Here is a 21,728-nt window from a genome sequence, read left to right as displayed (position 1 = left end):
ACCCCCAGCACCCGCGGCGCCCCGTCGAACCCCACCGACTCCAGATGCCGCAACAACCCGTGCACCGCCGGACTATGCGCCCGCAACGGCCTCCGCACCGTCTCCCCGACCCGCACCACACCCTCCGACACGTCCCCGCCGGAGAGCGGCACTTCAAAGTTCACCACCACAGCAACCAAAGATAAGACCCCCAATACACCACCTCCGCCGGTTCACCCGTGGTAACGGCGTTATAGATGTGGAGCCGAAGGACCCTCGCCCTTACACTGTGTCCCGGCGTCCCGCCGGGCGCCGGGCGCCCGTAGCTCAGCTGGACAGAGCATCGGACTTCTAATCCGACGGTCGCGGGTTCGAATCCTGCCGGGCGCGCCCCCACCTGACCTGCGGTTTTACCACTGCCAAGATCCTGGATTCTGTCCCGGTTCGTCCCCGTGTTCGCTCGATGTTCGCTCGGTTGTCGCCGACCTGTCGCCGGCACCCCGCGAATCGCTGTAGTCACCTGCCCAGCCGCCGCTCCGACCACCGCCACCCGGTGACCGCTGGAACGCCGCCGTGCAGGCGGTTGCCGGCTCTTCGATCCGCCAACCAGGCCCACCGCGCAAGGACGGGTGTCCGCGCCCGGACCGGTCCGGGCGCGGACACCCGCAAGGTGAATCCGATGGTCAACCTCGGCTGCTCATCGGCTCGACGCCTGTGGCATCCGGACGACGCGGCCCGTGGCTGCTGCTTCGTCCGGCTCGGGTCCGGTGCGGGCGTTGAGGATGACGGCGGCGGCGTCTTCGGCGGATTGGCGGGCCAGGTCGGGCAGGACGCTGGTGTAGGTGTCGGAGGCGATGGTGATCGACGACAGCCCCAACGTTTCTTGTACGACTTTGAGGTCGTGTCCGGCGCGCAGCAGGATGGTGGCGGCGCCGTGCCGCAGGTCGTGTAGCCGGACGGGTGGGAGTCCGGCCTCCATGGCGAGTAGCAGGAATTGTTCGGAGACGGCCATGGGCGCCAGCGGCTGGCCGTCCTGCTGGGTGAAGACGAATCCGGTGTCGTTCCAGGTGTCACCTGCGGCCAGGCGTTCCTGGTTGTGTCGGGCCCGGTGCGCGGTGAGTTGTTTGATGGTGTGCTGGTCGAGGGTGACCTGTCGTTCCCCGGCTTCGGATTTGGGGCGGCCTTGTTCGGTGTGGGCGCCGATCTGGGTGATTTGCCATCGGACTCGGATGGTGCCTTCGTCCAGGTCGACGTCGGCCCACCGCAGCCCGCACGCTTCGCCGCGCCGGAGCCCGCGGAAGGCGATGAGGTGGTAGAGCGCGTGCAGCCGGTGCCGGGCGGCTCGGTCGAGGAAGGCCCCGGTCTGTTCGGGTGTCCACACCATGACCGGGGACGGGCGCGGCGTGCTGACGTAGGCGTCCATCGGCTTGACCCGCCCGCCGCTCCTCCCACCTGGCCCTTCGGGGCGCGTGCTCTTGGTTTGGATGAACGCTTCCCGTGCCTGGCGCCATTCGCGGACGCGTTCGGGTGTCCACACCAGCGCTTTGGGGCGGCGTCCGGACGGCAGTTCGATCAGGGAGGCGACGTTGAGATCGATGTGTCGTTCCCGGATCGCCTGGTTGAGGGCGGCGCGCAGGGTGGCACGGATCCGGTGCATGGTCGCTGGGCCGACCGGACGGCAGCCCTTCACCTGCGCCCGTGCTTCGGGGTCACCGGACGTGCGGGCGCGGTTGATCTGCTCGTTGCGTTCGTCGATGGCGTCGAACACCGCTTGCACGTCGGCGACGCGGAGCCGGTCCAGGCGGATGTGGCCGATGGCCGGTTCCAGGTAGGTGGTGATGTGGGTGCGGTAGCTGCGCAGCGTGCCGTTACGCAGGCCTTTGCGTCCGGCCAGCCAGGTTCGCAGCCATTGCCCGGTGGTGAGGGCGATCTCCAGGTCCTGTCCGGTGCGGACCTTGCGCCGCACCTCCTCCGGCACCGGGAGCCGCTTCTCCCTGCTCAGGGTGGTGGCGATGAGGTCGGCGATCCGGCTGCGGTCCTCGGGGTCGTCGCTGATGGCCAGCAGCTCGTGGAGCCGGGTGATCTGGGTTTCGGCGGCGTCCTGGCTGGTGAACCCGCCGCGGCGGATGGGGGTGCGGCGGGTGCCGTCGAGGTTGGGCGGCAGTTCGAATTGGTAGTACCAGTTGCCGTGGGTCGGGCTCCAGGAGCCGCCCTTGCGGCGCAGCTTGGGGCACTTGGTGCGTAGCAGCCGTCCCTCGGGGGTGCGGCAGCCGCACGATTTGTAGGTGGTTCCGGCAGGCATCCGGTGTTCACTCGCTTTCCAGTGTGGGCTGCCCGGTGCCGTCGGTGAGGCCGAGCAGGGTGAGCAGTCCGGTGGTGGGGACCAGGTAGCTGCGGCCGACGCGCAGCACCGGGCAGGGAAACCGCCCGGCGCGCGCCAGTTCGTAGCTTTTGGTGCGCCCCACTCCTAGAGCCCGCCCCGCGGTGACCAGATCGACCACGGCGGGCAGCGTGCGGATCTCCGCCGGAGTCAGCCCCGCCCTCACCGCCCACCCCCGCATGCAGTACGGGAACAGGCAAGTGGGGCGCTAGGTGCGTCTGCCAGCGGAGCGGGTCCGCTCCGGTGCCCGGACGCATGTCCTGCGCCTTGCAGACCAGCGGATTGGCCCGGACCGGAGCACCGGTATGCACGCTCGCCTCCATCCCGCCGGTCAAGCCCCGCCCTGCTGGCCCGGAGACCCTGGACGAGGGTGACCGGCGGGGGTGATGCGCTGGCGACACTGCGGTGGGCTGGTCAGGTGCCAGGCACCACCGCACCGGTAGGCGCGCAGCCCGGCGGCCGGGCGCGGCGATGCGGGCGGCGTGCCGGGCAGAGCGGCGGGTGGCGTAGCGGGCGCGTCCGCAGCGGCCGCACAGGCCGAGCTGCAGGAGGGCACCCGGTTGCGTCCGGCACGCTTGCCGTGCCGGTTCGGGGTCATCGATTCGCCTCCGGCAGGTCGGTGACGGGCCTTAGGAGCAGGAGGTCCTCGTGGACTGTGACGCAGGCGGGGATGCCGCGGTCACGAGCCCGGCGGGGTTCGAGGCGCGGGGCGGTAGCCGTCGCTCATGACGGTTCTCTGAACGTGCGGCGGTACGCGGCCGGGCTGACCCCAGTGATGCGCTTGAAGCGGTCACGGAAAGCGGTGGGGGAGCCGAAGCCGACCTGGGCGCTGATGCGTTCGATGGTGTGGCTGGTGGTCTCCAGCAGGTGCTGCGCCTGGCGGATACGGGTGTGGTGGAGCCACTGGAGCGGAGTGGTGCCGGTTTGCTCGCGGAAGTGGCGCATGAGGGTGCGCGGGCTCATCCCGGCGTGGACGGCCATGTCGGTGAGGGTGATGTCGCCGGACAGGTTGTCCTGAAGCCACATGAGCAGGGGTTCGAGCGCGGAGCCGCGGGGCGTGGGCGGGAACGGCCGGACGATGAACTGCGCCTGGCCGCCCTGGCGTTCGAGGGGCATGACCGACAGGCGGGCGGCGTGCGCCGCGACCGCCGAGCCGTAGTCGCGGCGGATCAGGTGCAGGCACAGGTCCAGCCCTGCGGCCGCGCCCGCGGAGGTGAGGATTTGGCCGTTGTCGACGTACAGGACGTCGGGATCCACGTCGATATCGGGGTAAGTGGCGGCCAGCAGGGCGGCCGCGGACCAGTGGGTGGTTGCGCGCAGGCCGCTGAGGAGGCCGGTCGAGGCCAGCGGGAACGTCCCCGAGCAGATGGAGGCGATCCGGGTGCCGTCGGTGGCGGCCGCTTTCAGCGCGTCTCGTACGGCGGGCGACACGGCTGCCGTGGGGTGGGCGGTGCCTGGGACGATGATGGTGTCGGCGTCTTTGAGGCCGCCCAGTCCCCAGGGCGCGTGCAGGATGAATACCCCGGCGTCGACCTGCGGTGTCTCGGCGCAGATGCGCACCTGGTAGCCCGGGCGCCCGTCGGGGAGGTGGGTACGGGTGAAAACCTCGATCGGCGTGGACAGATCGAACGGGATGACCCGGTCGAGCGCGAGGACGGCCACGGTGTGCATGGCCGTAATGTAGCCACCCGCCAAGGCGGGCCACGGCTCCTATCTAGCCTGGATATAGGGGCCTTCTGTGGTTGGCGTTATTCCGTTGGTAGATGGCAGTAGTGCCACTGGGAGACGGGTTCTCGGCCGCATATCTTCGATGCCGATCCCGACCGGCCGCGCCGCGGCGTCACCGCGTATCTGCGAGGAAAACCGATGCTGCTGTCCGTTGTGGCGCCGATCCTGATCGGGCTCGTCTTCATCACCCTGATGTCACTGAACCGGGAGCCGCACCGGCGGCGTTTCAACGCGGTCTTCGTGGCCGGGGCGGGAGCCGCCTACATCAGCGGCGGCGGCCTCGGGCTGTGGGAACTCCTGTTCACCGCGGTCGTCACGTTCGTCGCCTACCGCGGGCTGGACTCGTGGACGTTCATCGGGATCGGCTGGCTGCTCCACACCGCCTGGGACGTGGTCCACCACGTCAAGGGTGACCCGATCATCCCGTCCTTCCACGACTCGTCGTTCGGTTGCGCCCTCTGCGACCCCGTCATCGCCCTGTGGGCACTGACCGGTGGCCGCTCAGTCATCGACCATGTCAAGAACAGGCCGATCGGGCTGCGGCGGCACGCATCGCCGTCGAGGAGAGCATGAAAACGCCTCATTGCCGAGGCCGGATCGATGTCCTTGAACACCGCCGGGACCGGGCCCACGCCGTACCAGCCGATTCCGAACCGTCCCCATTGCTCGTCTCCCCGAGACGGGAGTGCAGACTCTGGTCGATGAGGGAATGGACCGGCCTGAACAGCAGATCCTCGGCAGAATGGGGATCGCCGGCGTAGACCATCCATCTGCACATCGCTACCTCGCATCGATTGGACGACGACGCACCTGTGAGCCTGGTCAGGTCGGCCGAAAGCCGATGTCATCGCCCTTCGGATCATGCCCATGTCCTTGCCGCGCGCGATCAGGTACACGAGGGCGCCGAGGAACGGCAGCACGATCACGAAGATCGTCCATCCCGCCTTGCCCCAGCCGCTCAGCCGGTCGTCGCGGAAGATGTCGGCGATGATCCTGAAAGGCAGCATCAAGAACAGCACCCACAGGAAGAACCAGAGCATGGACCAGAAAACGTTCAGCAGGGGGTAGTCCGTTTCGGCGATGGGTCTCGCAAGGTCATTCATGGTGCTCCTCCTGTCTGCCCATCATCATTCCGATGTGCCAACGCTCCTCGCCTCCGATGGCCCCGGAATCACCCACAGCAGTGGTCCGCGAAGTGCGGCGCGCATCCTCGCCAGCGGTGACCGCGCCCTACGCCCCGGATGAGGTTGCCCTCGGCGAGTCCCCGTCGAACGCGTCGTGGACGGCTTCCATCGCGAGGGAGGCTCGGGGGTATCCGAGGTAGCCGGCCAGGAGCGTCATCAGGGCGGTGAGCGCGTCCTCGCCGAGCCCGTGCTGCCGGGCCTGTCGCAGGTGGGTGGCCAGTCGGTCGCCGGATATGCCCTGGGCGGTCAGGGCGGTGATGACGGCGATGTCGCGGTCGCGTCCGGTGAGGGCGGGGTGGGCCCATGCGGCTCCGCCGGCCGCCTGGAGTTGCTCCTCGGCGAACGGCAGCCCGACCCGCGCGGAGAAGACGGCGAGCACGTCTCGCTCGGGTACGTCGAAGATCTCGGCGTAGACGGCGATGCCGCGCTCTCGCCGGTCATCGGATGCGCGGGTTGCTGGGAGCGTCCCATGCGGTCCTGTTTGCGTGTTCATGATGTGGCGCTCAGTCGGCGGGGGCGGCGTCGTAGAAGGCCCGGGCGGCGGAGCTGATCCATTCGGGCCGTTCCCAGGTGCTCCAGCGGGCGCGGGCATCGCTGTCGATGGCCGTGGCCGCCTCGTCGGCGGAGACGCCGGTCGCCCGCAGGCGTCCCGCTTCGTCGCGGACGTATGTCAGGTAGTCGCGGACGTCACCGATCAGCGAGGCGTCGGTCACCTCGCCGTGCCCGGGGACGACGACCTCGGGGGCCAGGGCGCCGAGTTGGTCGAGCACACTGATCCAGCGATGCGGGTCGACGTCGGTGTCGTGCGGTGGGAAGTACGGCGTGATCGGGAAGATGCGGGTCTCGAGCAGGTCACCGCCGAACAGCACCCGGTCGTCGACGAGCACGACCTGGTCAGCGGCGGTGTGGGCGGGGCCGACGGGGCGCAGCACGGCCGTGTGACCGCCGAGGTTGATCTCGGCCTGGCCGTCGTAGACCAGGTCAGGGTCGACGAGCTCGACGTCTTCGAGTTCGGCCGCGATGGCCGGGCTCAGGCCCCGGAACATCTCAAGGTAGGCGGCGCCCTTGCGGTGCAGCTCGTCGCGTTGTCCCCGGTTGTAGACGATGGTCGCGGCACCTTTGAAGGCCTGTGCGCCGAAGCCGTGCTCGGGGTGGAAGTGCGTGACGGTCAGGTACAGGTGCCGCTGGCCGGCGAGGCGGCGGGCCTGACGCAGGACGTGCGCGCCGTTGCGCGGCCCCATGCCGGTGTCGACGATCAGCGCGGCCCTCTCGCCGACGACGAGGCCGACGTTCGGGACGAGCTCCACCCGCCGGTCCGGGATCACGTGGACGCCGTCGGAAACCTGGACCGGCTCGCCGCTCACGACCGGTGCCGGCGCGCCGCTGACATCCGGCGCGCCGCCCGCGTCCGGGCCGGTGGCTTCTTTGTGCACGACGCTCGGTGAAGGTTCGGTGGGGCACATGATCGCACTCCAATCTGAGCAGTGTTTAGATTCGGCTCTGACCGTACCACCAATCTGAGCACTGTTAAGATCGATGTTCATGGGCAAGAGGCGCTATCACCACGGGGACCTGCGCAGCGCGCTACTGGACGCCGCTGAGGAACTGGTCCACGAGCACGGCGACACGAACTGGTCGCTGCGTGAGGCCTCGGCCCGGGTCGGAGTCAGCCCGAGCGCCGCCTACCACCACTTCTCCTCCCGCGACGCGCTGATCCGTGCCCTGTCCGTGCGCGTCCTTTCCCGGCTTGGAGAGCGGATGGCGGGCGCCGCCACGCAGGCCGCTGCACCGGGCGCCGATGCCCGGCAGGGACTCGTGGCGGCAGGGAGCGCCTACGTTCGCTGGACGCTGGAGGATCCCGCGGTCGCCCGCCTGGCCTTCGGCTCCGGCGCCCGCGACCCCGACGCCGCGATCTCGCCGCACCCACACGATGTGCTCGACGCAGAGCTGGACCAGCTCGTCGAGATCGGCGACCTGAGTGCCGAAGCCCGCCCCGGCGCCGAGTTCGCCGTCTGGGCCGCCGTCCACGGCCTCGCCACCTTGCTCGCCGACGGACTCATGACCCTCGACGGCCCCGAGGCCGCCGACCTGCACACCAAACGCATCGTCCAGGCCGTGCTCACCGGCTTGGCCCAGGAGACCACACCGCTGCCGGGTTGGCCGGCAGCGCGCTCCGCCCACACCGAGCGCCAGGCCAGAGGACAAGGTAACGCCACCGCGGACCAGCCACGGCCGACCACTCCGAACCAACCACCGACCACGACGCGGTCAACAGCACGCCCTACTCACGCGAAGGGCGCCGGAACACTCAATCAAGACACCCGCTCCTCCACCTTCACCCACCAAGAGCACTGAGGCCGTCCTGGGTCCCGGTCATGCCAGGCGCATCGGACACCTGTCCAGCCCACCCCGCAGGGGGCCTGTCCCGACCCCGGTTCCGGCGGTGCCGGTTGAGGGGCTCAATGTCGGGGCGGTCCGGCGTGGAAGGTGGCCCGGCCGGTGGGGTGGAGGCCGGTCCGGTCGCCGGGGCGGAGGCGTAGGTGGCCGTCGACCCGGACGTCGACCGGGCGTTCGAGCCCCTCGACGGAAAGGGTGATCACGGCGTCGTGTCCGTAGTAGCGCACGTCGGTCACTGTGCCGCTCGGGGTTGTTCCGGTGGGTTCGGTGAGCCGCAGTTGCTCGGGTCGCAGGATCACTGTGCCGTTGCCGGGGACTTCGGCGGGTGCGCGCAGTTCGATCGTGCCGAGGGCCGTTGTGGCGGTGCCGTTGGAGGCGGTCCCGGGCAGGAGGACGGCGTCGCCGACGAATCCGGCGACCCAGGGGCTGGCGGGGCGGCTGTACACGTCGTGCGGGGTACCGCATTGTGCGACTCGTCCTTCGTGGATGACGGCGACGAGATCCGCGACGGACAGGGCCTCCTGTTGGTCGTGGGTGACGAGGACGGCGGTGGCGCCGGTCGCGTGCAGAGCGGCGCGGACGTCGGCGCGTACTCCGGCGCGCAGTGCGCTGTCCAGAGCGTTGAACGGCTCATCGAGCAGGACCAGCGCGGGCGCGGGGGCCAGGGCGCGGGCCAGGGCGACGCGCTGCTGCTGTCCACCGGACAGTTCGTGCGGCATCCGGCCGCCGTAGCCGGCCAAGCCCACCAGTTCGAGCATCTCCTCGGCGCGGCGTTGGCGTGCCGCCCGGTCGGTCACGCCGAAGGCGACGTTGCGGGCGGCGCTCAGGTGGGGGAACAGGGCGCCTTCCTGGGGCACGATGCCGATTTGGCGGCGTTCCGGGGGGACGTGCGTCCCGGGGGCGGTCAGGGTGCGTCCGCCCACGGTGACGGTGCCCGCGTCGGCCCGCAGGAAACCCGCGATGACGCGGAGCAGGGTGGTCTTCCCGCAGCCCGAGGGGCCGAGCACGGCGGCCAGCGAACCGCTCGGAACGTCGAGGCTGAGCCCGTCCAGGACGGTCGTGCCCGTGCTGCTCCGGGGGGTGCCAGGGGTCGTGCTCCCACCGTGATCCGGGCCGTACGCCTTGGTCAGGCCCTCGATGCGCAGATCGGTCATAGACGCTGCCTTCCAAGGAGATAGGAGGGGACGGCCGCGAGCAGGATCAGCGCGGCGGCGTACGGGGCGGCGTCGGCGTAGGACCCGACGCCCGTCTCCGTCCACAGCCTGGTGGCGAGGGTGTCCATGCCAGTGGGACGCAGCAGCAGGGTGGCCGGCAGCTCCTTCATGCAGATCACGAAGGTCAGGGCCGCGCCGGCCGCGATGCCGGGGGCGGCCAGCGGCACGGTCACGCTGCTCAGGACGCGCAGGGGGCTACGGCCGAGAGAGCGGGCGATGTCCTCCAGGACGGGCGGCGCCTGCAGGACGGCGGCGCGCGTCGCGGCGACCGCGACCGGCAGGAAGAGCACCGCGTAGGCGCAGACCAGGAGCGGCAGTTCCTGATAGACGGGTGTGGCATAACGAACGGCGAAGAAGACCATTGCCAGCGCTACGGTGATGCCCGGCAAGGCGTGTCCCGCGTAGGCGGCCTGTTCGATCAGTTCGGCGGTCCGTCCCCGATGGCGGGCCGCGAGCACGCCGACGGGAAGGGAGAGCACGGTGGTCAGCGCGGCCCCGGCCGCCGCCACGCCGAGGGTTACGCCCGCGGTGCTCAGCAGGCCGGCCGGGTCCCAGGTGGAGCGGTTCCCGGTGACCAGCCAGTAAGCGAGCGTGGCCAGCGGGAACACGACGGCGGCGGCGGCGACTGCCCCGCACCAGGACAAGGCGGGGAGCGTCAGCCGTCCGAGCGGCACCAGGACGGCGGGACGCGCGGTCCCGGTTCCGGTCCTCGCGTGCCCGCGCCGCCCGCGTGTCCGGGTCTCCAGAGCGACGAGTCCGATGGTCATCACCACCAGCACCACGCTCAGCGCGGCGGCCGGGGTGCGGTCGAAGCTGGCCTGGTAGGACGTGTAGATCCCGCGTGTGAACGTGTCGTATCGCATCAGCGACACCGCGCCGAAGTCGGACAGCACGTACAGCGCGACCAGGAGCCCGCCGCCCGCCGCGGCCGGGCGCAGTTGCGGCAGGACGACACGGAAGAAGGTCCGCACCGGCCCCGATCCGAGCGAGCGGGACGTTTCCTCTTGCGCGGGGTCGATGCCCCGGAGCGCGGCGGCGACCGGCAGGTAGACGTAGGGGTAGCTGACGAGGGTCAGCGCCAGCGCCGATCCGGCGAATCCGGACAGGTCCGGCACTGCCGACAGCCAGGCGAAGGCCGCCACGTAGCTGGGCACGGCCAGCGGCAAGGTGGCGATGACCGACCAGGCACGGGCGCCGGGCAGCGTCGTCCGCACGGTGAGCCAGGCCAGCGAGATCCCCAGGACGAGGCACGCCGCCACCACGGCGCAGGCCAGGGCCAGGCTGCGGCCCAGGAGCTGCGCGGTGCCTCCGGTGGTGACGACGCTCCAGGCGAAGCCGGGGCCCCGCTCCAGCGCCCGCACTGCGAGATAGCCGAGCGGCAGCAGGGCGAAGGCCCCGGCCAGGCACGCCGGGCCGAGCAAGGTCCTCGGGACGCGGGCCGCGGCCATCAGGTCAGACCATCCCCGCTTCGCGCAGCATCGTCAGGGTCTGCTGCAGCGAGTCGAGCTTCCCGAGATCGATCTCGGGGCCCTTCAGCGAGTCCAGGGGAGGCAGGCCGGGGACGCTGCCGGTGACACCGGCGGCCAGCGGATACTCCTTGGTCTCGTCGCTGAAATAGGTCTGCGCCTCCTTCGACAGCAGATAGTCGACGGCCTTGAGCGCGGCCGACCGGTGCTCGCTGCCCTTGAGCATCCCGGTGCCCGCGACGTTGATCAGCGCGCCGGGGTCGCCGCCGGGAAGGTAGTGCAGCTTGGCGGTGACGCTTCCCTCACCCTTCTCGGCGACCCTCTCGTACCAGTAGTAGTGGTTGATCAGCCCGATCGAGACCTGCCCGGAGTTCACCGCGTCCAGCACGGCGAGGTTGTCCTTGTATGCCTTGACGCCGTTGGCCTTCATACCCTTGAGCCAGGCGCGCGTGGCCTCGTCGCCGTCCAAGACGCGCATGCCGGTGACGAACGCCTGGAAGGAGGCATTGGTGGGCGCGTATCCGACCTTGTCCTTCCACTCCGGCTTGACGAGGTCGCGCACGGTGTCGGGCGCCTTGGGCACCTGGCCGGGGTTGTAGGCCAGCACGCGGACCCGGCCGGAAAGTCCGACCCAGTCACCGCCGCTCCCGCGGAACTTCGCGGGCACCTTGCCGAGGGACGTCTGGGGCAGCTTCTCCAGACGCCCCTCCTTCGCCAGGGCCCCGAGCGCACCGGCGTCCTGGGACAGGAAGAGGTCGGCCTTCGACTTGCCGCCCTCCTCCAGGATCTGCGCGGCCAGTTCGGCGCTGGAGCCGTACCTCACCTCGACGTCGGTGCCGACGGCCTTCTCCAGCTTCTTCAGCAGCGGCTTGACGAGCCCTTCGTTGCGGCCGGAGTAGATGACCAGACCGGCGTCGCCCCCGATGCCGCATGCGGTCCCGAGTGAGAGAAGCAGGACTGTCAAGATCAATACGGAGGGGTAACGGCGAAGGGGGTTTCGCATGATTTCCTTGAGAAGGTGATCTAGGAGGGAATTGGCATTTAGTTTAGCCTTACCTAAAATGCCCAGGGTGAGCAACCCCCACCCCCAGGTGCCCGCGGTCGTCGCGTTCGCCCGCGACCTGGCCTGTCACGCCGACCGGACGGCGGTCATCACCGCCGAGGGCGCCCTCTCCTACCGAGAACTCGCCGACCGGGTGGCGGCCGCCGCCCGGCGCCTCGGCACCGGACGGCGGCTCGTCCTGCTCGCCGGCGCCAACACCCTCGACGTCCTCGTCGTCTACCTGGCGGCGCTGGCGTCCGGGCATCCCGTCCTGTTGGCACCGCACGACCGCCCCGACTTCCTGCGGGCCCTGGCCGACACCTACGACCCGGACGTCGTGGCCCACCCGGACGGGACGCTCGACGAGCGGCGCACGGTCTCCGCGCACACGCTGCACCCCGACCTCGCGCTGCTGCTCAGCACGTCCGGTTCGACGGGCTCACCCAAGCTCGTCCGGCTGTCGCACGAGAACCTGCGGGCGAACGCCGAGTCCATCGCCGCCTCGCTGGCCATCCGTGGCGGTGACCGCGCCGCCACGACCCTGCCGATGTACTACTGCTACGGCCTGTCGGTCATCAATAGCCACCTCCTGCGCGGTGCGGGCCTCGTCCTCACCGACCTCTCGGTGACCGACGACCGCTTCTGGACACTGTTCCGCGACGCCCGCGCCACGACCCTCGCGGGCGTCCCCTACACGTTCGAGCTGCTGGACCGGGTGGGCTTCGCCGACATGCGCCTGCCGGACCTGCGCTACCTCACCCAGGCGGGCGGGCGGCTTCCCGCCGCCCAGGTGGAACGCTACGCGGCACTCGGGCGGCGGCACGGCTGGGACCTGGTCGTCATGTACGGCCAGACCGAGGCGACCGCCCGCATGGCCTACCTGCCACCCGAACTCGCGTCCCGCCATCCGCAGGCGATCGGCGTCCCGATCCCCGGCGGCTCCTTCCGCCTGGAGCCACTGCCGAACGTCCCCGGACCCGACACCGGCGAACTGGTGTACGCGGGCCCGAACGTCATGCTCGGCTACGCCGAGCGCCCCGCCGACCTGGCCCGCGGCCGCACCGTCGACGAGCTGCGCACCGGCGACGTCGCGCGGCGCCTACCCGGCGGGATGTACGAGATCGTCGGACGCCGCAGCCGATTCGCCAAGCCGTACGGCCTGCGGATCGACCTCCAGCACGTCGAGAACACACTCGCCGGACGTGGCCTGACCGCCTGCTGCGCCGGCGACGACGCGGGACTGGTCGTGGCCGTCACAGGCGACACCGCGGAACGGAGCGTCCGGCGGCTCGTGGCGGCCGAGTGCGGCCTGCCCGCCAAGGCGGTCAGCGTGCACGTCCTACCCGACCTGCCCCGGCTCCCCACGGGCAAGCCCGACCACCGTGCCGTGCTCCGGCTGGCCCGCGCCGAACCCGTGGCAACCACAGACCTGTGCCGCCTGTACGAGGAAATCCTGGACCATCCCGGCGTCACCGAGGACGACACCTTCGTCGGCCTGGGAGGCGACTCACTGTCCTACGTGGAGATGTCGCTGAAGCTGGAGGAGGCACTCGGCTCCCTCCCGCCGGACTGGCCCGCACGGCGCATCCGCGACCTGCGGCGCTCGGCCCGAGCCACCAGGCTGCGGGCGCTGGAGACAGGTATCGCGCTGCGCGCCACCGCGATCGTCCTCATCGTCGGCTCCCACATCGGCGTCTTCTGGATCCAGGGCGGGGCCCACGTGCTGCTGGCGGTGGCGGGCTTCAACTTCGCCCGCTTCCACCTCACCTCGGCGGGCAGGCGCGAACGCCGCCGGCACGTCCTCGGCGCACTGGCACGGATAGCCGTGCCGAGCGTCGCCTGGATCGTCCTCGCGGCGCTCCTCACCGCCGACTACCACCTGGTGGACGCGCTGCTGCTGAAAAGCGCCACCGGGCACGACAGCAACTACTGGTTCATCGAGGTGATCGTCTACATCCTGCTCGCCACGGCCGCGTGGCTGAGCGTCCCGGCCCTGGAGCGGGTGGAGCGGCGCTCGCCCTTCCCCTTCGCCCTGGGGCTCCTGCTGGCGATGCTGATCGTCCGCTACGACCTCGGCGGGCTCACGGACCTGCCGGACGCGATCACCGCCCTCTGGATGTTCCCCCTCGGCTGGGCCGCGGCGAAGGCCGACGGTGTGGGGCAACGTCTGCTGGTGACCGCGATCGGGCTGGCCACGATCCCGGGATACTTCGGTCCAGGGGAGCAGCTCCGAGAGATCATCCTCATCATCGGCGTGACCCTGCTGATCTGGGTCCCGCTACTGCCGAGCACCGCCTGGCTCAACCGCCTCACCGGCCCGCTCGCCGCCGGATCGCTCTACATCTACCTGGTCCACTGGCAGGTCTACCCGCTGCTGGAAGAGCACTCCGAGCCCCTGGCCCTGCTCGCCTCCTTCGCGGCCGGCCTGGCCTACACCGCCGTCGCCACGAGGACCATCCGCTATACGACCGGCCGAAGCAGCAGGACGACCTTCCGGCCGCCGACACATGAGCCGCCTCCAGCCTTGCGGACGAGTCTCCAAAGACCGGGGAAGGTTCACCCTGTGGCCGGCAGAGGTCACCCCTCACCAGACGAGATTGGCGACCAGGCCGAGGAGTGCGCAGATGCCAAGGGTGCGCAGGACGCTCCAGCGGAGTCCGAAGATGATGACGAAGGGGTCGACGCCGACGTCCATGGGGGCCACATCTCCCCCGCCGCCTCTCGCCGTCGGCTATCAGGCGGGCGATCTGTCCGTCCTGTTCAGAGGCCCCTCGCAGTGACGACTGTGACCCCAGAAACCTCGGGCAACGCGTAGACCACGATCGGCACGGCGGGGGGCCATGACCGGCGGTCGCAGCAGCGGCACCGAGCTGCCCCAGAAGTCCAAGATATGATCCTTATCATTGAGATAAGCACCGCGTGGTAGAAACGCCGGACCGCGGCCACATCGCGAGCGGCCAACCCGATCCAGCACGGCGCGGACGGCTCGTCCACCACACCCACCCCGGCCAGTTGGTAGGGGATCCACACGGCGAAATCGACGCCTCGGGGGTCGGCGCACAACGCGAAGCGGCCCAGGTCGGCGACATCGTCAGGTTCGGCCAGTTCATCCAGGGCTACAAGTTCCTTCTTCGCCGGCGCGGCCACGCTCTACCAGATCCGTGTGGCCAACTCCTTCCTATGGTGGTACGCCCTGGGCGCCGGCCTGCTCAACGGCTTCTCCCACTTCGTCTTCCCGATCATCAAGGGCGGCTGCTTCCCCGGCCTCTACACCGCCGGAGGACACTTCATCATGAGCGGGCTGCTGATCACCTTCCTCGTCCAGGAGCAGAGCAGGCTCAAGGCAGAAGAACAGGCGGCCGGGACTCAGGGCGTCGCCGGTGACGCCCCCGCGACCGGATCCACCACCGTCGCACCCTAAAGAACCATGGTCACCATTGACGCCCTGCTCTGCGGCCTGAACGGCGTGCTCCGCCGGTGCGACCACGCCGTCCAGGCCGAGATCGAGGCCCGATACGACCTGCCGCTGAAGCGGACCGCCTTCGCCCCGCCCTCATCGGCCCGGCCACCCTCGGCCTGATCAGCGAGACCTGCTGGCCAAGGCGAAGGACGGTCGGGCCTTCCGCTCGCCGTACCTCGCCCACGTCGGCTCCCGCTACGCCGCCACCCCCGTCGCCCGCTTCCACTACATCAAGGCCGGATCCCGCACCCCGATGATCATGATCTTGACCATCTGGTCGTACTGGGCGGCGATGAGGTCCCACCGGATCGGCCGGGCCAACGCCGGCGCCAGCCGCGGGTAGTCGCCTTTGTACCGCGGTTGGGCAGGCAAAGCTTGCACACGCTGTCCGTTTGATCTGCGGTATCAGCTTGAACTACAGCAGCCCGGCGACTCCGAAGCCGATCTCCGACTGACCGTGCGGCAAGACACGCGGCCTAGTCGTCGGACTGCGGCAGGTTCGCCTTGGCACTGTTGTAGTCGCCGGTCGGAGCGTCGTCGTCCAGGCGATAGACCAGGTGGACAACGCCGGTGGCGAAGGTGGTGGAGGACAGGAGCTTCAGCGGCAGCGGCGTATCGGCATCCTCGAACAGCCGCATGCCCTTGTACACGGCGATCGGATGGACCAGCAGGTGCAACTCGTCGAGGAGACCTGCTGCCAGGAGCCGACGCACGACCGAGACCGATCCGCTCATCGCGATGTCCGAGGTGGATGGCTCCTTCTTCAGCGCGGTGACGGCCTCGATGAGGTCGCCCTTGAGCAGTTCGGAGTTGCGCCAGGTGAAGTGGAGTTCTTGCCTGGACACCACGATCTTGCGGGCATCACCGAGCTTCGTGGCGAAGTCGGCGTCATCAGCACCGGCCTTCTCCCGCTCCGGCCACGCCGCCGCGAAGCTGTCGTAGGTCTTGCGGCCGAGCAGGAGAGTGTCGGCCGAACCGAGCTGGCCGTCGACGGCCTGGCCCATCTCCTCGTTGAAGTACGGGAAATGCCAGTCCTGCGGATCCTCGATGACTCCGTCGAGTGAGATGAACAGGCCGGCGGTGATCTTTCGCATGTGAGGCTCCTTGAACATCGCGATGAATCGTGCTCACCACATTCGACCAGCGCCACCACCAGAACTCATCGGTCCCGGGGACACGGATCGATGACCGCGAAGACGACCTTGCCGGTGTCGCCCTCGAGGGGATGGAGGCCGCAGCCGCGCGAGAGGTAGTCCACGATCACGAGACTGCAGCCGACCTCACTGATCATGTCCACCGGTTGCAGGTGCGGGTGCTTGGGCGTGCCGTCCTGAACCTCCAGCCAGAGCGTCCTATCCTCAGTGCGGCCGAGCCGCAGGGTGATGTCGCCGTTCTCCTGGGACGCGTGCCGCAGCGCGTTGGTGACCAGCTCACTCGCCCCAGACACGGCACGTACTCACCCATGCCCCACCGGCCGACCACCAGCCGCACGAACTCCCGCACCTCCACAACGACTTCTTGGTCCTGCTTCACCACCATCTCGCCCTTCCCCCCACAGGGCGGCCATCGCCCCTGGCAGGCCCACTGCCCAACTTGGGGGCTGACCGCGCTGAAGAAAGATGGCCGCGCGGACTGCGCCGTTCCTTCCAGGGCGAGCGCGGAGAAGGCACTCATCGTCGACGGGACCGAACGCGCGAACGCCGCGGTCAAGGCTTGCGATCAGGCCAGTGACGGGTGCAAGACCGAGTTCTGGGCATCGGGCCACGCCGGCTAATGCGGCTAGAACGGCGTCGCTGCAGCCGGTGAGAAGGAGGAAGGTGCCAGCAAGGCGCCGTCCGGCGTGGTCGCGCTCGATGAGGGCTTCGCGAGCAGAACCGCAGCACAATCCAGCCAGCGGTTTCCGGCAGCGTCGTCGTCTCGCGGTCCCGTTCGCGTTCCGTGCCGGTTTCGGCTCCCAGGAGCCCCCGTTGCTCCTCGGGGCCGCGGAGTGCTCGGGGCACCTGTGCCAGAAGCACCCCGTCGACCATGACCGCCGTCTTCCTGTCGGCGGACGCGACGTCGATCGACGTCCGGGGCGCGCCGGGTACGGGCCAGCGCAGGCGGTAGCCGGTCAGGCGGAGAGCCCGCACGCGGCGGCGCAGCACGAGTTTCGGACCGTGTGTCCTTCGACCTGTTCCCGAGCTTGACACCGGCATTCGCGGCGCGGGCCTTCTCCACCGCGAGCGAGAGTTCCAGCTCCACGACGTCGGCCCGGAACCGGATGCTGCTGTTCTCGCCGTCCCCCATCGCGCGGCCCAGCTCATGGCGCAGCTGCGCGATCACATCGGCCAGTTCGACGGCGTCGTCCGTGAATCCCCCATAACCGTGCCGATATCGCGACCGCCGATTGTGGCATCCGGGGAACCCACCGCGGGCCATTGGCGCCCTTCATCCGACCATCAGGCGGGGAGGTTGCATGGACCCACGGTGAGATCCGGCGGATTCAGCAATGGCTGACAGCCCCGCACTTTGTCCCGCGGGCCTTCACCACCGCCACAGCCCGGACACGCCACGACCGCGACACGGCCCCGTGCCGGGTCAGCAGGTGCAGCCGTTGACGACCCAGGGGATGTTGAACTTGCGGTACAGGATCGAGAAGGTCTCGGTGGTGCTCAGTTCGGCCTCGATCAGGGCCCCGACCATCTCGTCGGCGGTCTTGGTCATGCTGGAGTAGCCGCCTTCCTCCCCGATGTCGACCGGCGGCCATTCCGGGCCCTCGGAGAGCGGGCGGCTGCGCTCCCAGGTCCTGGCGTCCTCGTCGTAGCTGACGCGCACCCGCATCTTCGTGCGGGACTCGGTGCTCGCGGAATTAAGGAACAGCGTCCGCGGCGGGGCGTCCGGCTCGGTGTCGTTGTAGAGCAGGACCGAGCCCTGGTTCCTCGGGTCGAGCAGTTTGTCGTCGGGCGCGGACGGCCCGAACCTCTTGGTGATGTCGGGGGTCCGAGAGACCCAGCGCCGCTTGTGCTTGATCCCGTCTCCGTCGTCTGTCTCCCAGGTAGCCCTGGTGGGACGGTCATTGCGATAGAGCTCACCGTTGGGGAGCTGGGTGACCGTGGCCTCGCTGGTCTTGGCGTCGCTCATCAGCACCACTTTCCACGTCTTGCCGTGGTCGGTGCTGTAGATGTTGCGGTGCTGCGCGGGAATCACCAGCGTGCCGTTCTTGGTGTAGAGGCCGGCGCCCGGGCCGATCGCGTCCCAGGTCCATTTCTTGCCGTCGGGCTGCTCCTTGGGGAGCAGTTCGTCGGTCATGTCGGTCGGTACCGACTCGCCGTTCATGCCGGTGAAGGTCTGGCCGTCGTCGGTGCTCTTCATGACGAAGACGCGGCGTTCTCCCCACGCGCTGACCTTGCTGGTCTCCTCCCCTGTGTCGGGGTTCTTACCGCCTGACTGGCTCTTGTCCGCGGCGTTCCACGACATGAACAGCCAGATGGTGCCGGTGGACCTGTCGACGACGGGGGTGGGGTTGCCCCAGGTGCCCATCCCCGCGCCGACGGCCTCCTTCAGGCCCGACCAGTCGTCGTGCGTAGCACCGTTGTTCGTGCCCCGCTTGTAGACGAGGTTGATGTTGCCGTAGTCCTTCTTGCTCTTGGCGCGGCCTTCGGCGAAGGCCAATAACGTTCCGGCGTTCGTCCGGACGATCGCCGGGATGCGGAACGAGTCGTACTTGATGCCGTTGAGCCCCTCCATGTAGTTTCCACGGAAAATCACGTCCACGATGTGGTACTGTTTTCGGTCTTTCGCCGGGTCCTTTGTTTCGGCGGCGGCCGACGGGGCGGAAATCATCATTCCCGCCACCGTCCCGGCCGCCACCACGGACAGCGCGCGGATCACTCCGGAGCGGGTTGTTCCAGTTCGGCGCACGGCGTCTCCAATTCGGGTGCGAAGGCATTCCGGATGGACGCGCCGAACCTACGTTTCACGGGTGAACGAAGATCAAACTCGTGGGGCAAGTGGTCGATCATCTCGCGGACCGGAGTGATCAAGGTGCTGGTGGCAAGGCGTGGACCGTGGCCGGATGTGGCAATCACGTCTTGAGGATCGCCGCGGCGGTGGAGCTGGTCCGCGCGGTAACGCTGACCTGGCTGTTCAGCGGCCGGCGCAGCAACGAGATCACCCGCCTGCGGGTTGGCTGCATCCGCTGGCAGCACGACGGGCAGACCATCAGCGGCGACGACACCGAGGGTCTTGGCCCGCGCCGCGGTCTGCCTGCTGGATGTCTTCACCCACAAGACCGGCACCGCGTTCACCAACCCTGTCGACGCGCTCATGGGCGAGGCTATCGAGGCATGGCAGGCGGTTCGACCAATCCAGCCGCAGATGCTCGACCGCCGTACCGGCGAGCAAGTGGACTTCTTGTTCGCCTTCCGGGCCGGATGTGTCCCGTCGACCTACATCAACGGCACCGTCATCCCGCTGCTCTGCCGCAAGGCCGGTGTCCCGGCCGCCGACGTTCGCGGGAACATCACCAGCCACCGGGCCCGCTCCACCATCGCCTCCCAGCCCTACAACGCCAAGGAGCCAATGACGCTGTGCGAGCTGCAAGCCTGGCTCGGACACCGCTCGCCTCAGACCACGACCTTCTACGCCAAGATCAGCCCCACGACGCTGAACAAGGCCTACGACGACGCCGGGTATTTCGCCCGCAACGTCCGCACCATCGAGGTCCTCTTCGACCGGGACGCCGTCACCTCCGGCGAGGCAACAGCTGGGGAGCCGTGGCAGTACTACGACCTCGGCCACGGCCTGTGCTCCTACACCTTCTTCGAGCAGTGCCAACACCGCCCTCGACCAGCTCCTTGAACGCCTCGCAGACGTCGCCACTCCCCCCGGCCCGACTCCCCGCAAGCTTCGCGCCGAGCCCGGCAGATCACTGCCGCTGATCGTCGAGTCGCCCACCGGCCGACCCGAACGAAAGTCCTGCTGACATGCGCCCCATTCTCTACACCATCGACCGCCGCGGCCCTGGACGACTGAGCACCATGGCCAAACCCCGAGGCGGAGACTGGCTGGACGACGAGATGACCGCTCTGAAAACCGAAGGCGTCGATGTTCTGGTCTGTGCCCTCACGCCGACCGAACTCGATGAGACCGGCCTCACCACCGAGCCCCTGACCGCCCAGCAAGCGGGTCTGCGCTTCGTGGCGATCTCCATCCCCGACCGCGGTGTCCCCGACCTCGCGGCCGTTCTGCCCGCCCTGCAGCAACTCGCCCAGCAGTTGCAGAGCGGCGCACACATCGTCACCCACTGCCGCTTCGGCATCGGACGCGCCTCCCTGCTCGCCGCATCCCTCCTGATCCTCAACGGCGACCACCCGGACTCGGCCTGGAACCACCTCCAACGCGCCAGAGGACTCCCCGTCCCCGACACCGCCGAGCAACGCGAGTGGACCAACATGCTGGTCAAGCACCGGCTGGCTTGACAGATCAGATTCCACATAATGATGCGGTTGACGCGGCCCTCGACCGGGCCGGAGCTCCAGCGGCTGGTCAGCCCGGCGGTGACGGCATCGAGGTCCTGCTCCAGGCCCTTGGCGAAGGAGGACATCCCGGGCAGCCCGACAGCGTAGGCGTCGCTGATCCATTGCGGGAGATCGTGGCCGCTCAGCTGGGTGAGCATGATGGCGAAGGCGCGAATGTGCTGGTCGGCGACGTCCAGTTCGGGGCAGCGTTCCAGCAGGGCTTTGAGCTGGGGCCGTTCGTCCTCGGTGAGGGAGTCGGGGTGGCGGGTGAGCAAGCCGGTGACCTCGCGCACGGTAGGCGCAGGGCGTGGCCAGCGGCGCCTTGGCCGGACGCTGCCCGACCAGGTGGTCGCGGAGGTTGGAGTAGCTGCCGGTTTAGCCCAGCGCGCGGATGTCCCGGAACAACTCGGCGACGTTGCCGCAGCCCTCGTCCAAGCGCTGGTGCAGGTGCGGCCTGAAGGGATCCAGCATGCTGGCGCGGGGAGCCTGCCAGCGCCCGTCGACCAGTTCCCGCCAGCTGGCGGCGCGGGCGTAGCGCTGCACAGCGTGCCGCCCCCAGCCTAGATGCCGCGCGATCGCCCGGATCGCATACCCCCTCGGCCAGCAACTGGTGGACCTGGGCGTGATGCCGCCGGGCGCGCTCGGCGAACTTCCCGGTCGGCTCCGTCGCTCCGCTGCGCGCCCTCGGCGTAGGCGCCCGAGCGGTCCCGGCAGATCACCTCGACACCTGGATGCGCGGTCAGCCAGTTCGCCAGTACGGCGGCGTCCCGGCCCTGCAGTAACTCCAACGGCGCACCGGTCTCACAATCGATGAGCACGGTGCCGTACCGGTGACCACGCTTGATCGCGAAGTCGTCGACACCCAGCACCCGCGGAGTTGGGGCGGCCGGATCGGGAACCGCCATGACCAGCCGTAACAGTGTGGACCTGGCCACCGCGCACAGCGCGCCAGCCAGCCGTGCCCCGGCACGCCCGGCCACCGCGACCGCGATGTTGCGCAGGAACTCCACCAGCAGCGGCGTCTCGCGTCCATGCCGGACGGTCAGACCGGGCACCTGCTCGGCGAACGTCCGCCGCCCGCACGACCGCTCATCGCAGAACAGGCGGCGGACCTGTAGCACGATGGTCACCTCCCGACCACCCATCGCGGTGTCGGCCAGTCGGCGCCGGTACCGGCTATGCGTCCTGGACGAGGACGAACCGCAGCCCGGGCAGGTCACCGCCACTCGCCGTGTCCGCGCCCAGATCCGCACCCCACCAGCCGCCTGCTCAACCCGCTCGACCTCAACCTCGACCAGATGAGGCAGCGGCACCCCAAGATCATGATCTCCCCCCGTGACACATCCTCGTCCGCGACCAGCGGGCTACGGGCACAGCACC

22 protein-coding genes, 1 tRNA gene and 2 pseudogenes are annotated in these 21,728 nt (G+C 69.3%); 8 read left to right on the top strand and 17 right to left on the bottom strand.

Annotation, left to right across the window (positions count from 1 at the left end; all coding sequences use genetic code 11):
• Positions 1 to 295 precede the first annotated feature (295 nt).
• Positions 296 to 369: transfer RNA gene (locus ETD83_RS09385), tRNA-Arg, on the top strand.
• A gap of 307 nt (positions 370 to 676) precedes the next feature.
• Here ETD83_RS09385 and ETD83_RS09380 read toward each other — a convergent pair.
• The 3 genes from ETD83_RS09380 to ETD83_RS09370 form a co-directional block, all read right to left on the bottom strand.
• A complete protein-coding gene (locus ETD83_RS09380; RefSeq protein ID WP_138644673.1) occupies positions 677 to 2,281 on the bottom strand; it encodes a tyrosine-type recombinase/integrase in 1,605 nt (534 codons plus the stop codon).
• Positions 2,282 to 2,288: 7 nt separating this feature from the next.
• The gene (locus ETD83_RS09375) at positions 2,289 to 2,525 is read right to left on the bottom strand and encodes a hypothetical protein (RefSeq protein ID WP_230420781.1); all 237 of its coding nucleotides are present in this window, start codon (positions 2,523 to 2,525) and stop codon (positions 2,289 to 2,291) included.
• 557 nt (positions 2,526 to 3,082) lie between these two features.
• A complete protein-coding gene (locus ETD83_RS09370; protein ID WP_138644671.1) occupies positions 3,083 to 4,030 on the bottom strand; it encodes a GlxA family transcriptional regulator in 948 nt (315 codons plus the stop codon).
• A 195-nt stretch (positions 4,031 to 4,225) separates the two neighbouring features.
• Here ETD83_RS09370 and ETD83_RS44305 point away from each other — a divergent pair, with 195 nt between their 5' ends.
• Complete coding sequence (locus ETD83_RS44305) at positions 4,226 to 4,660, top strand: DUF6010 family protein (RefSeq protein ID WP_230420780.1); 435 nt, start codon at positions 4,226 to 4,228, stop codon at positions 4,658 to 4,660.
• Between the two features lie 353 nt (positions 4,661 to 5,013).
• On the opposite strand, the pseudogene ETD83_RS45905 reads toward ETD83_RS44305, so the two are convergent.
• From ETD83_RS45905 to ETD83_RS09345, 3 genes and pseudogenes are all read right to left on the bottom strand, one after another.
• Positions 5,014 to 5,094: pseudogene (locus ETD83_RS45905) on the bottom strand (SHOCT domain-containing protein); the annotation flags it as partial.
• A 223-nt stretch (positions 5,095 to 5,317) separates the two neighbouring features.
• Complete coding sequence (locus tag ETD83_RS09350) at positions 5,318 to 5,764, bottom strand: carboxymuconolactone decarboxylase family protein (RefSeq protein ID WP_171064105.1); 447 nt, start codon at positions 5,762 to 5,764, stop codon at positions 5,318 to 5,320.
• A gap of 10 nt (positions 5,765 to 5,774) precedes the next feature.
• On the bottom strand, positions 5,775 to 6,734 hold the full coding sequence (locus ETD83_RS09345; RefSeq protein ID WP_138644669.1) for an MBL fold metallo-hydrolase: 960 nt from the start codon (positions 6,732 to 6,734) through the stop codon (positions 5,775 to 5,777).
• A gap of 79 nt (positions 6,735 to 6,813) precedes the next feature.
• On the opposite strand from ETD83_RS09345, the gene ETD83_RS09340 reads away from it, so the two are divergent.
• Positions 6,814 to 7,626, top strand: a complete 813-nt coding sequence (locus tag ETD83_RS09340; RefSeq protein WP_138644668.1) for a TetR/AcrR family transcriptional regulator — start codon at positions 6,814 to 6,816, stop codon at positions 7,624 to 7,626.
• A gap of 104 nt (positions 7,627 to 7,730) precedes the next feature.
• Here ETD83_RS09340 and ETD83_RS09335 read toward each other — a convergent pair whose 3' ends face one another.
• From ETD83_RS09335 to ETD83_RS09325, 3 genes are read right to left on the bottom strand one after another with little or no spacing between them, the layout of a single operon-like run.
• Positions 7,731 to 8,822: an ABC transporter ATP-binding protein gene (locus ETD83_RS09335; RefSeq protein WP_138644667.1), complete on the bottom strand. Its 1,092-nt coding sequence runs from the start codon at positions 8,820 to 8,822 to the stop codon at positions 7,731 to 7,733.
• Positions 8,819 to 10,330, bottom strand: a complete 1,512-nt coding sequence (locus tag ETD83_RS09330) for an ABC transporter permease (RefSeq protein ID WP_138644666.1) — start codon at positions 10,328 to 10,330, stop codon at positions 8,819 to 8,821. Before ETD83_RS09330 ends, ETD83_RS09335 begins: the two co-directional genes overlap by 4 nt.
• A 4-nt stretch (positions 10,331 to 10,334) precedes the next feature.
• Positions 10,335 to 11,312, bottom strand: coding sequence for an iron ABC transporter substrate-binding protein (locus ETD83_RS09325; RefSeq protein WP_230420778.1), 978 nt, complete (start codon positions 11,310 to 11,312; stop codon positions 10,335 to 10,337).
• A 106-nt stretch (positions 11,313 to 11,418) separates the two neighbouring features.
• On the opposite strand from ETD83_RS09325, the gene ETD83_RS09320 reads away from it, so the two are divergent.
• The 3 genes from ETD83_RS09320 to ETD83_RS42335 all read left to right on the top strand — a co-directional run bounded on the left by ETD83_RS09320 (position 11,419) and on the right by ETD83_RS42335 (position 14,970).
• Positions 11,419 to 14,205: an AMP-binding protein gene (locus ETD83_RS09320; RefSeq protein ID WP_205717572.1), complete on the top strand. Its 2,787-nt coding sequence runs from the start codon at positions 11,419 to 11,421 to the stop codon at positions 14,203 to 14,205.
• A 348-nt stretch (positions 14,206 to 14,553) separates the two neighbouring features.
• Positions 14,554 to 14,811, top strand: coding sequence for a hypothetical protein (locus ETD83_RS09315; RefSeq protein ID WP_138644664.1), 258 nt, complete (start codon positions 14,554 to 14,556; stop codon positions 14,809 to 14,811).
• A 6-nt stretch (positions 14,812 to 14,817) separates the two neighbouring features.
• Positions 14,818 to 14,970, top strand: a complete 153-nt coding sequence (locus ETD83_RS42335; RefSeq protein ID WP_171064104.1) for a hypothetical protein — start codon at positions 14,818 to 14,820, stop codon at positions 14,968 to 14,970.
• Between the two features lie 105 nt (positions 14,971 to 15,075).
• Here ETD83_RS42335 and ETD83_RS42330 read toward each other — a convergent pair whose 3' ends face one another.
• The 6 genes from ETD83_RS42330 to ETD83_RS43585 all read right to left on the bottom strand — a co-directional run bounded on the left by ETD83_RS42330 (position 15,076) and on the right by ETD83_RS43585 (position 19,157).
• Positions 15,076 to 15,222 carry a Tn3 family transposase gene (locus ETD83_RS42330; protein WP_171064103.1) on the bottom strand — a complete coding sequence of 49 codons (147 nt, stop codon included), beginning with the start codon at positions 15,220 to 15,222 and terminating at the stop codon, positions 15,076 to 15,078.
• 104 nt (positions 15,223 to 15,326) lie between these two features.
• Entirely contained in the window at positions 15,327 to 15,944 is a 618-nt protein-coding gene (locus tag ETD83_RS09310; protein ID WP_138644663.1) for a dihydrofolate reductase family protein, read from the bottom strand.
• A 65-nt stretch (positions 15,945 to 16,009) separates the two neighbouring features.
• Positions 16,010 to 16,297 (bottom strand): ATP-binding protein, encoded by a 288-nt coding sequence (locus ETD83_RS09305; RefSeq protein WP_138644662.1) that lies wholly within the window; start codon positions 16,295 to 16,297, stop codon positions 16,010 to 16,012.
• A gap of 332 nt (positions 16,298 to 16,629) precedes the next feature.
• A complete protein-coding gene (locus ETD83_RS45900; RefSeq protein ID WP_407921474.1) occupies positions 16,630 to 17,268 on the bottom strand; it encodes a trypco2 family protein in 639 nt (212 codons plus the stop codon).
• A gap of 159 nt (positions 17,269 to 17,427) precedes the next feature.
• On the bottom strand, positions 17,428 to 18,603 hold the full coding sequence (locus ETD83_RS09300) for a sialidase family protein (RefSeq protein ID WP_171064102.1): 1,176 nt from the start codon (positions 18,601 to 18,603) through the stop codon (positions 17,428 to 17,430).
• Between the two features lie 113 nt (positions 18,604 to 18,716).
• The gene (locus tag ETD83_RS43585) at positions 18,717 to 19,157 is read right to left on the bottom strand and encodes a hypothetical protein (RefSeq protein WP_205717571.1); all 441 of its coding nucleotides are present in this window, start codon (positions 19,155 to 19,157) and stop codon (positions 18,717 to 18,719) included.
• A 76-nt stretch (positions 19,158 to 19,233) separates the two neighbouring features.
• Here ETD83_RS43585 and ETD83_RS43580 point away from each other — a divergent pair, with 76 nt between their 5' ends.
• A complete protein-coding gene (locus ETD83_RS43580) occupies positions 19,234 to 19,689 on the top strand; it encodes a site-specific integrase (RefSeq protein WP_205717570.1) in 456 nt (151 codons plus the stop codon).
• A 125-nt stretch (positions 19,690 to 19,814) separates the two neighbouring features.
• Entirely contained in the window at positions 19,815 to 20,309 is a 495-nt protein-coding gene (locus ETD83_RS09290) for a phosphatase domain-containing putative toxin (RefSeq protein WP_138644660.1), read from the top strand.
• Positions 20,310 to 20,341: 32 nt separating this feature from the next.
• Here the strand turns inward: ETD83_RS09290 and ETD83_RS45895 are convergent.
• A pseudogene (locus ETD83_RS45895) lies at positions 20,342 to 20,641 on the bottom strand (transposase); the annotation flags it as partial.
• Positions 20,642 to 20,908: 267 nt separating this feature from the next.
• Positions 20,909 to 21,568 carry a transposase family protein gene (locus ETD83_RS09280; protein WP_268920433.1) on the bottom strand — a complete coding sequence of 220 codons (660 nt, stop codon included), beginning with the start codon at positions 21,566 to 21,568 and terminating at the stop codon, positions 20,909 to 20,911.
• Positions 21,569 to 21,728: the final 160 nt, after the last annotated feature.

The sequence above is a fragment of the Actinomadura soli genome (assembly GCF_005889715.1).
GTDB classification, from domain to species: Bacteria; Actinomycetota; Actinomycetes; order Streptosporangiales; family Streptosporangiaceae; genus Spirillospora; species Spirillospora soli.
Note: the sequence above shows the minus strand (reverse complement) of the source record. Positions and strands in the feature narration are given on the sequence as shown.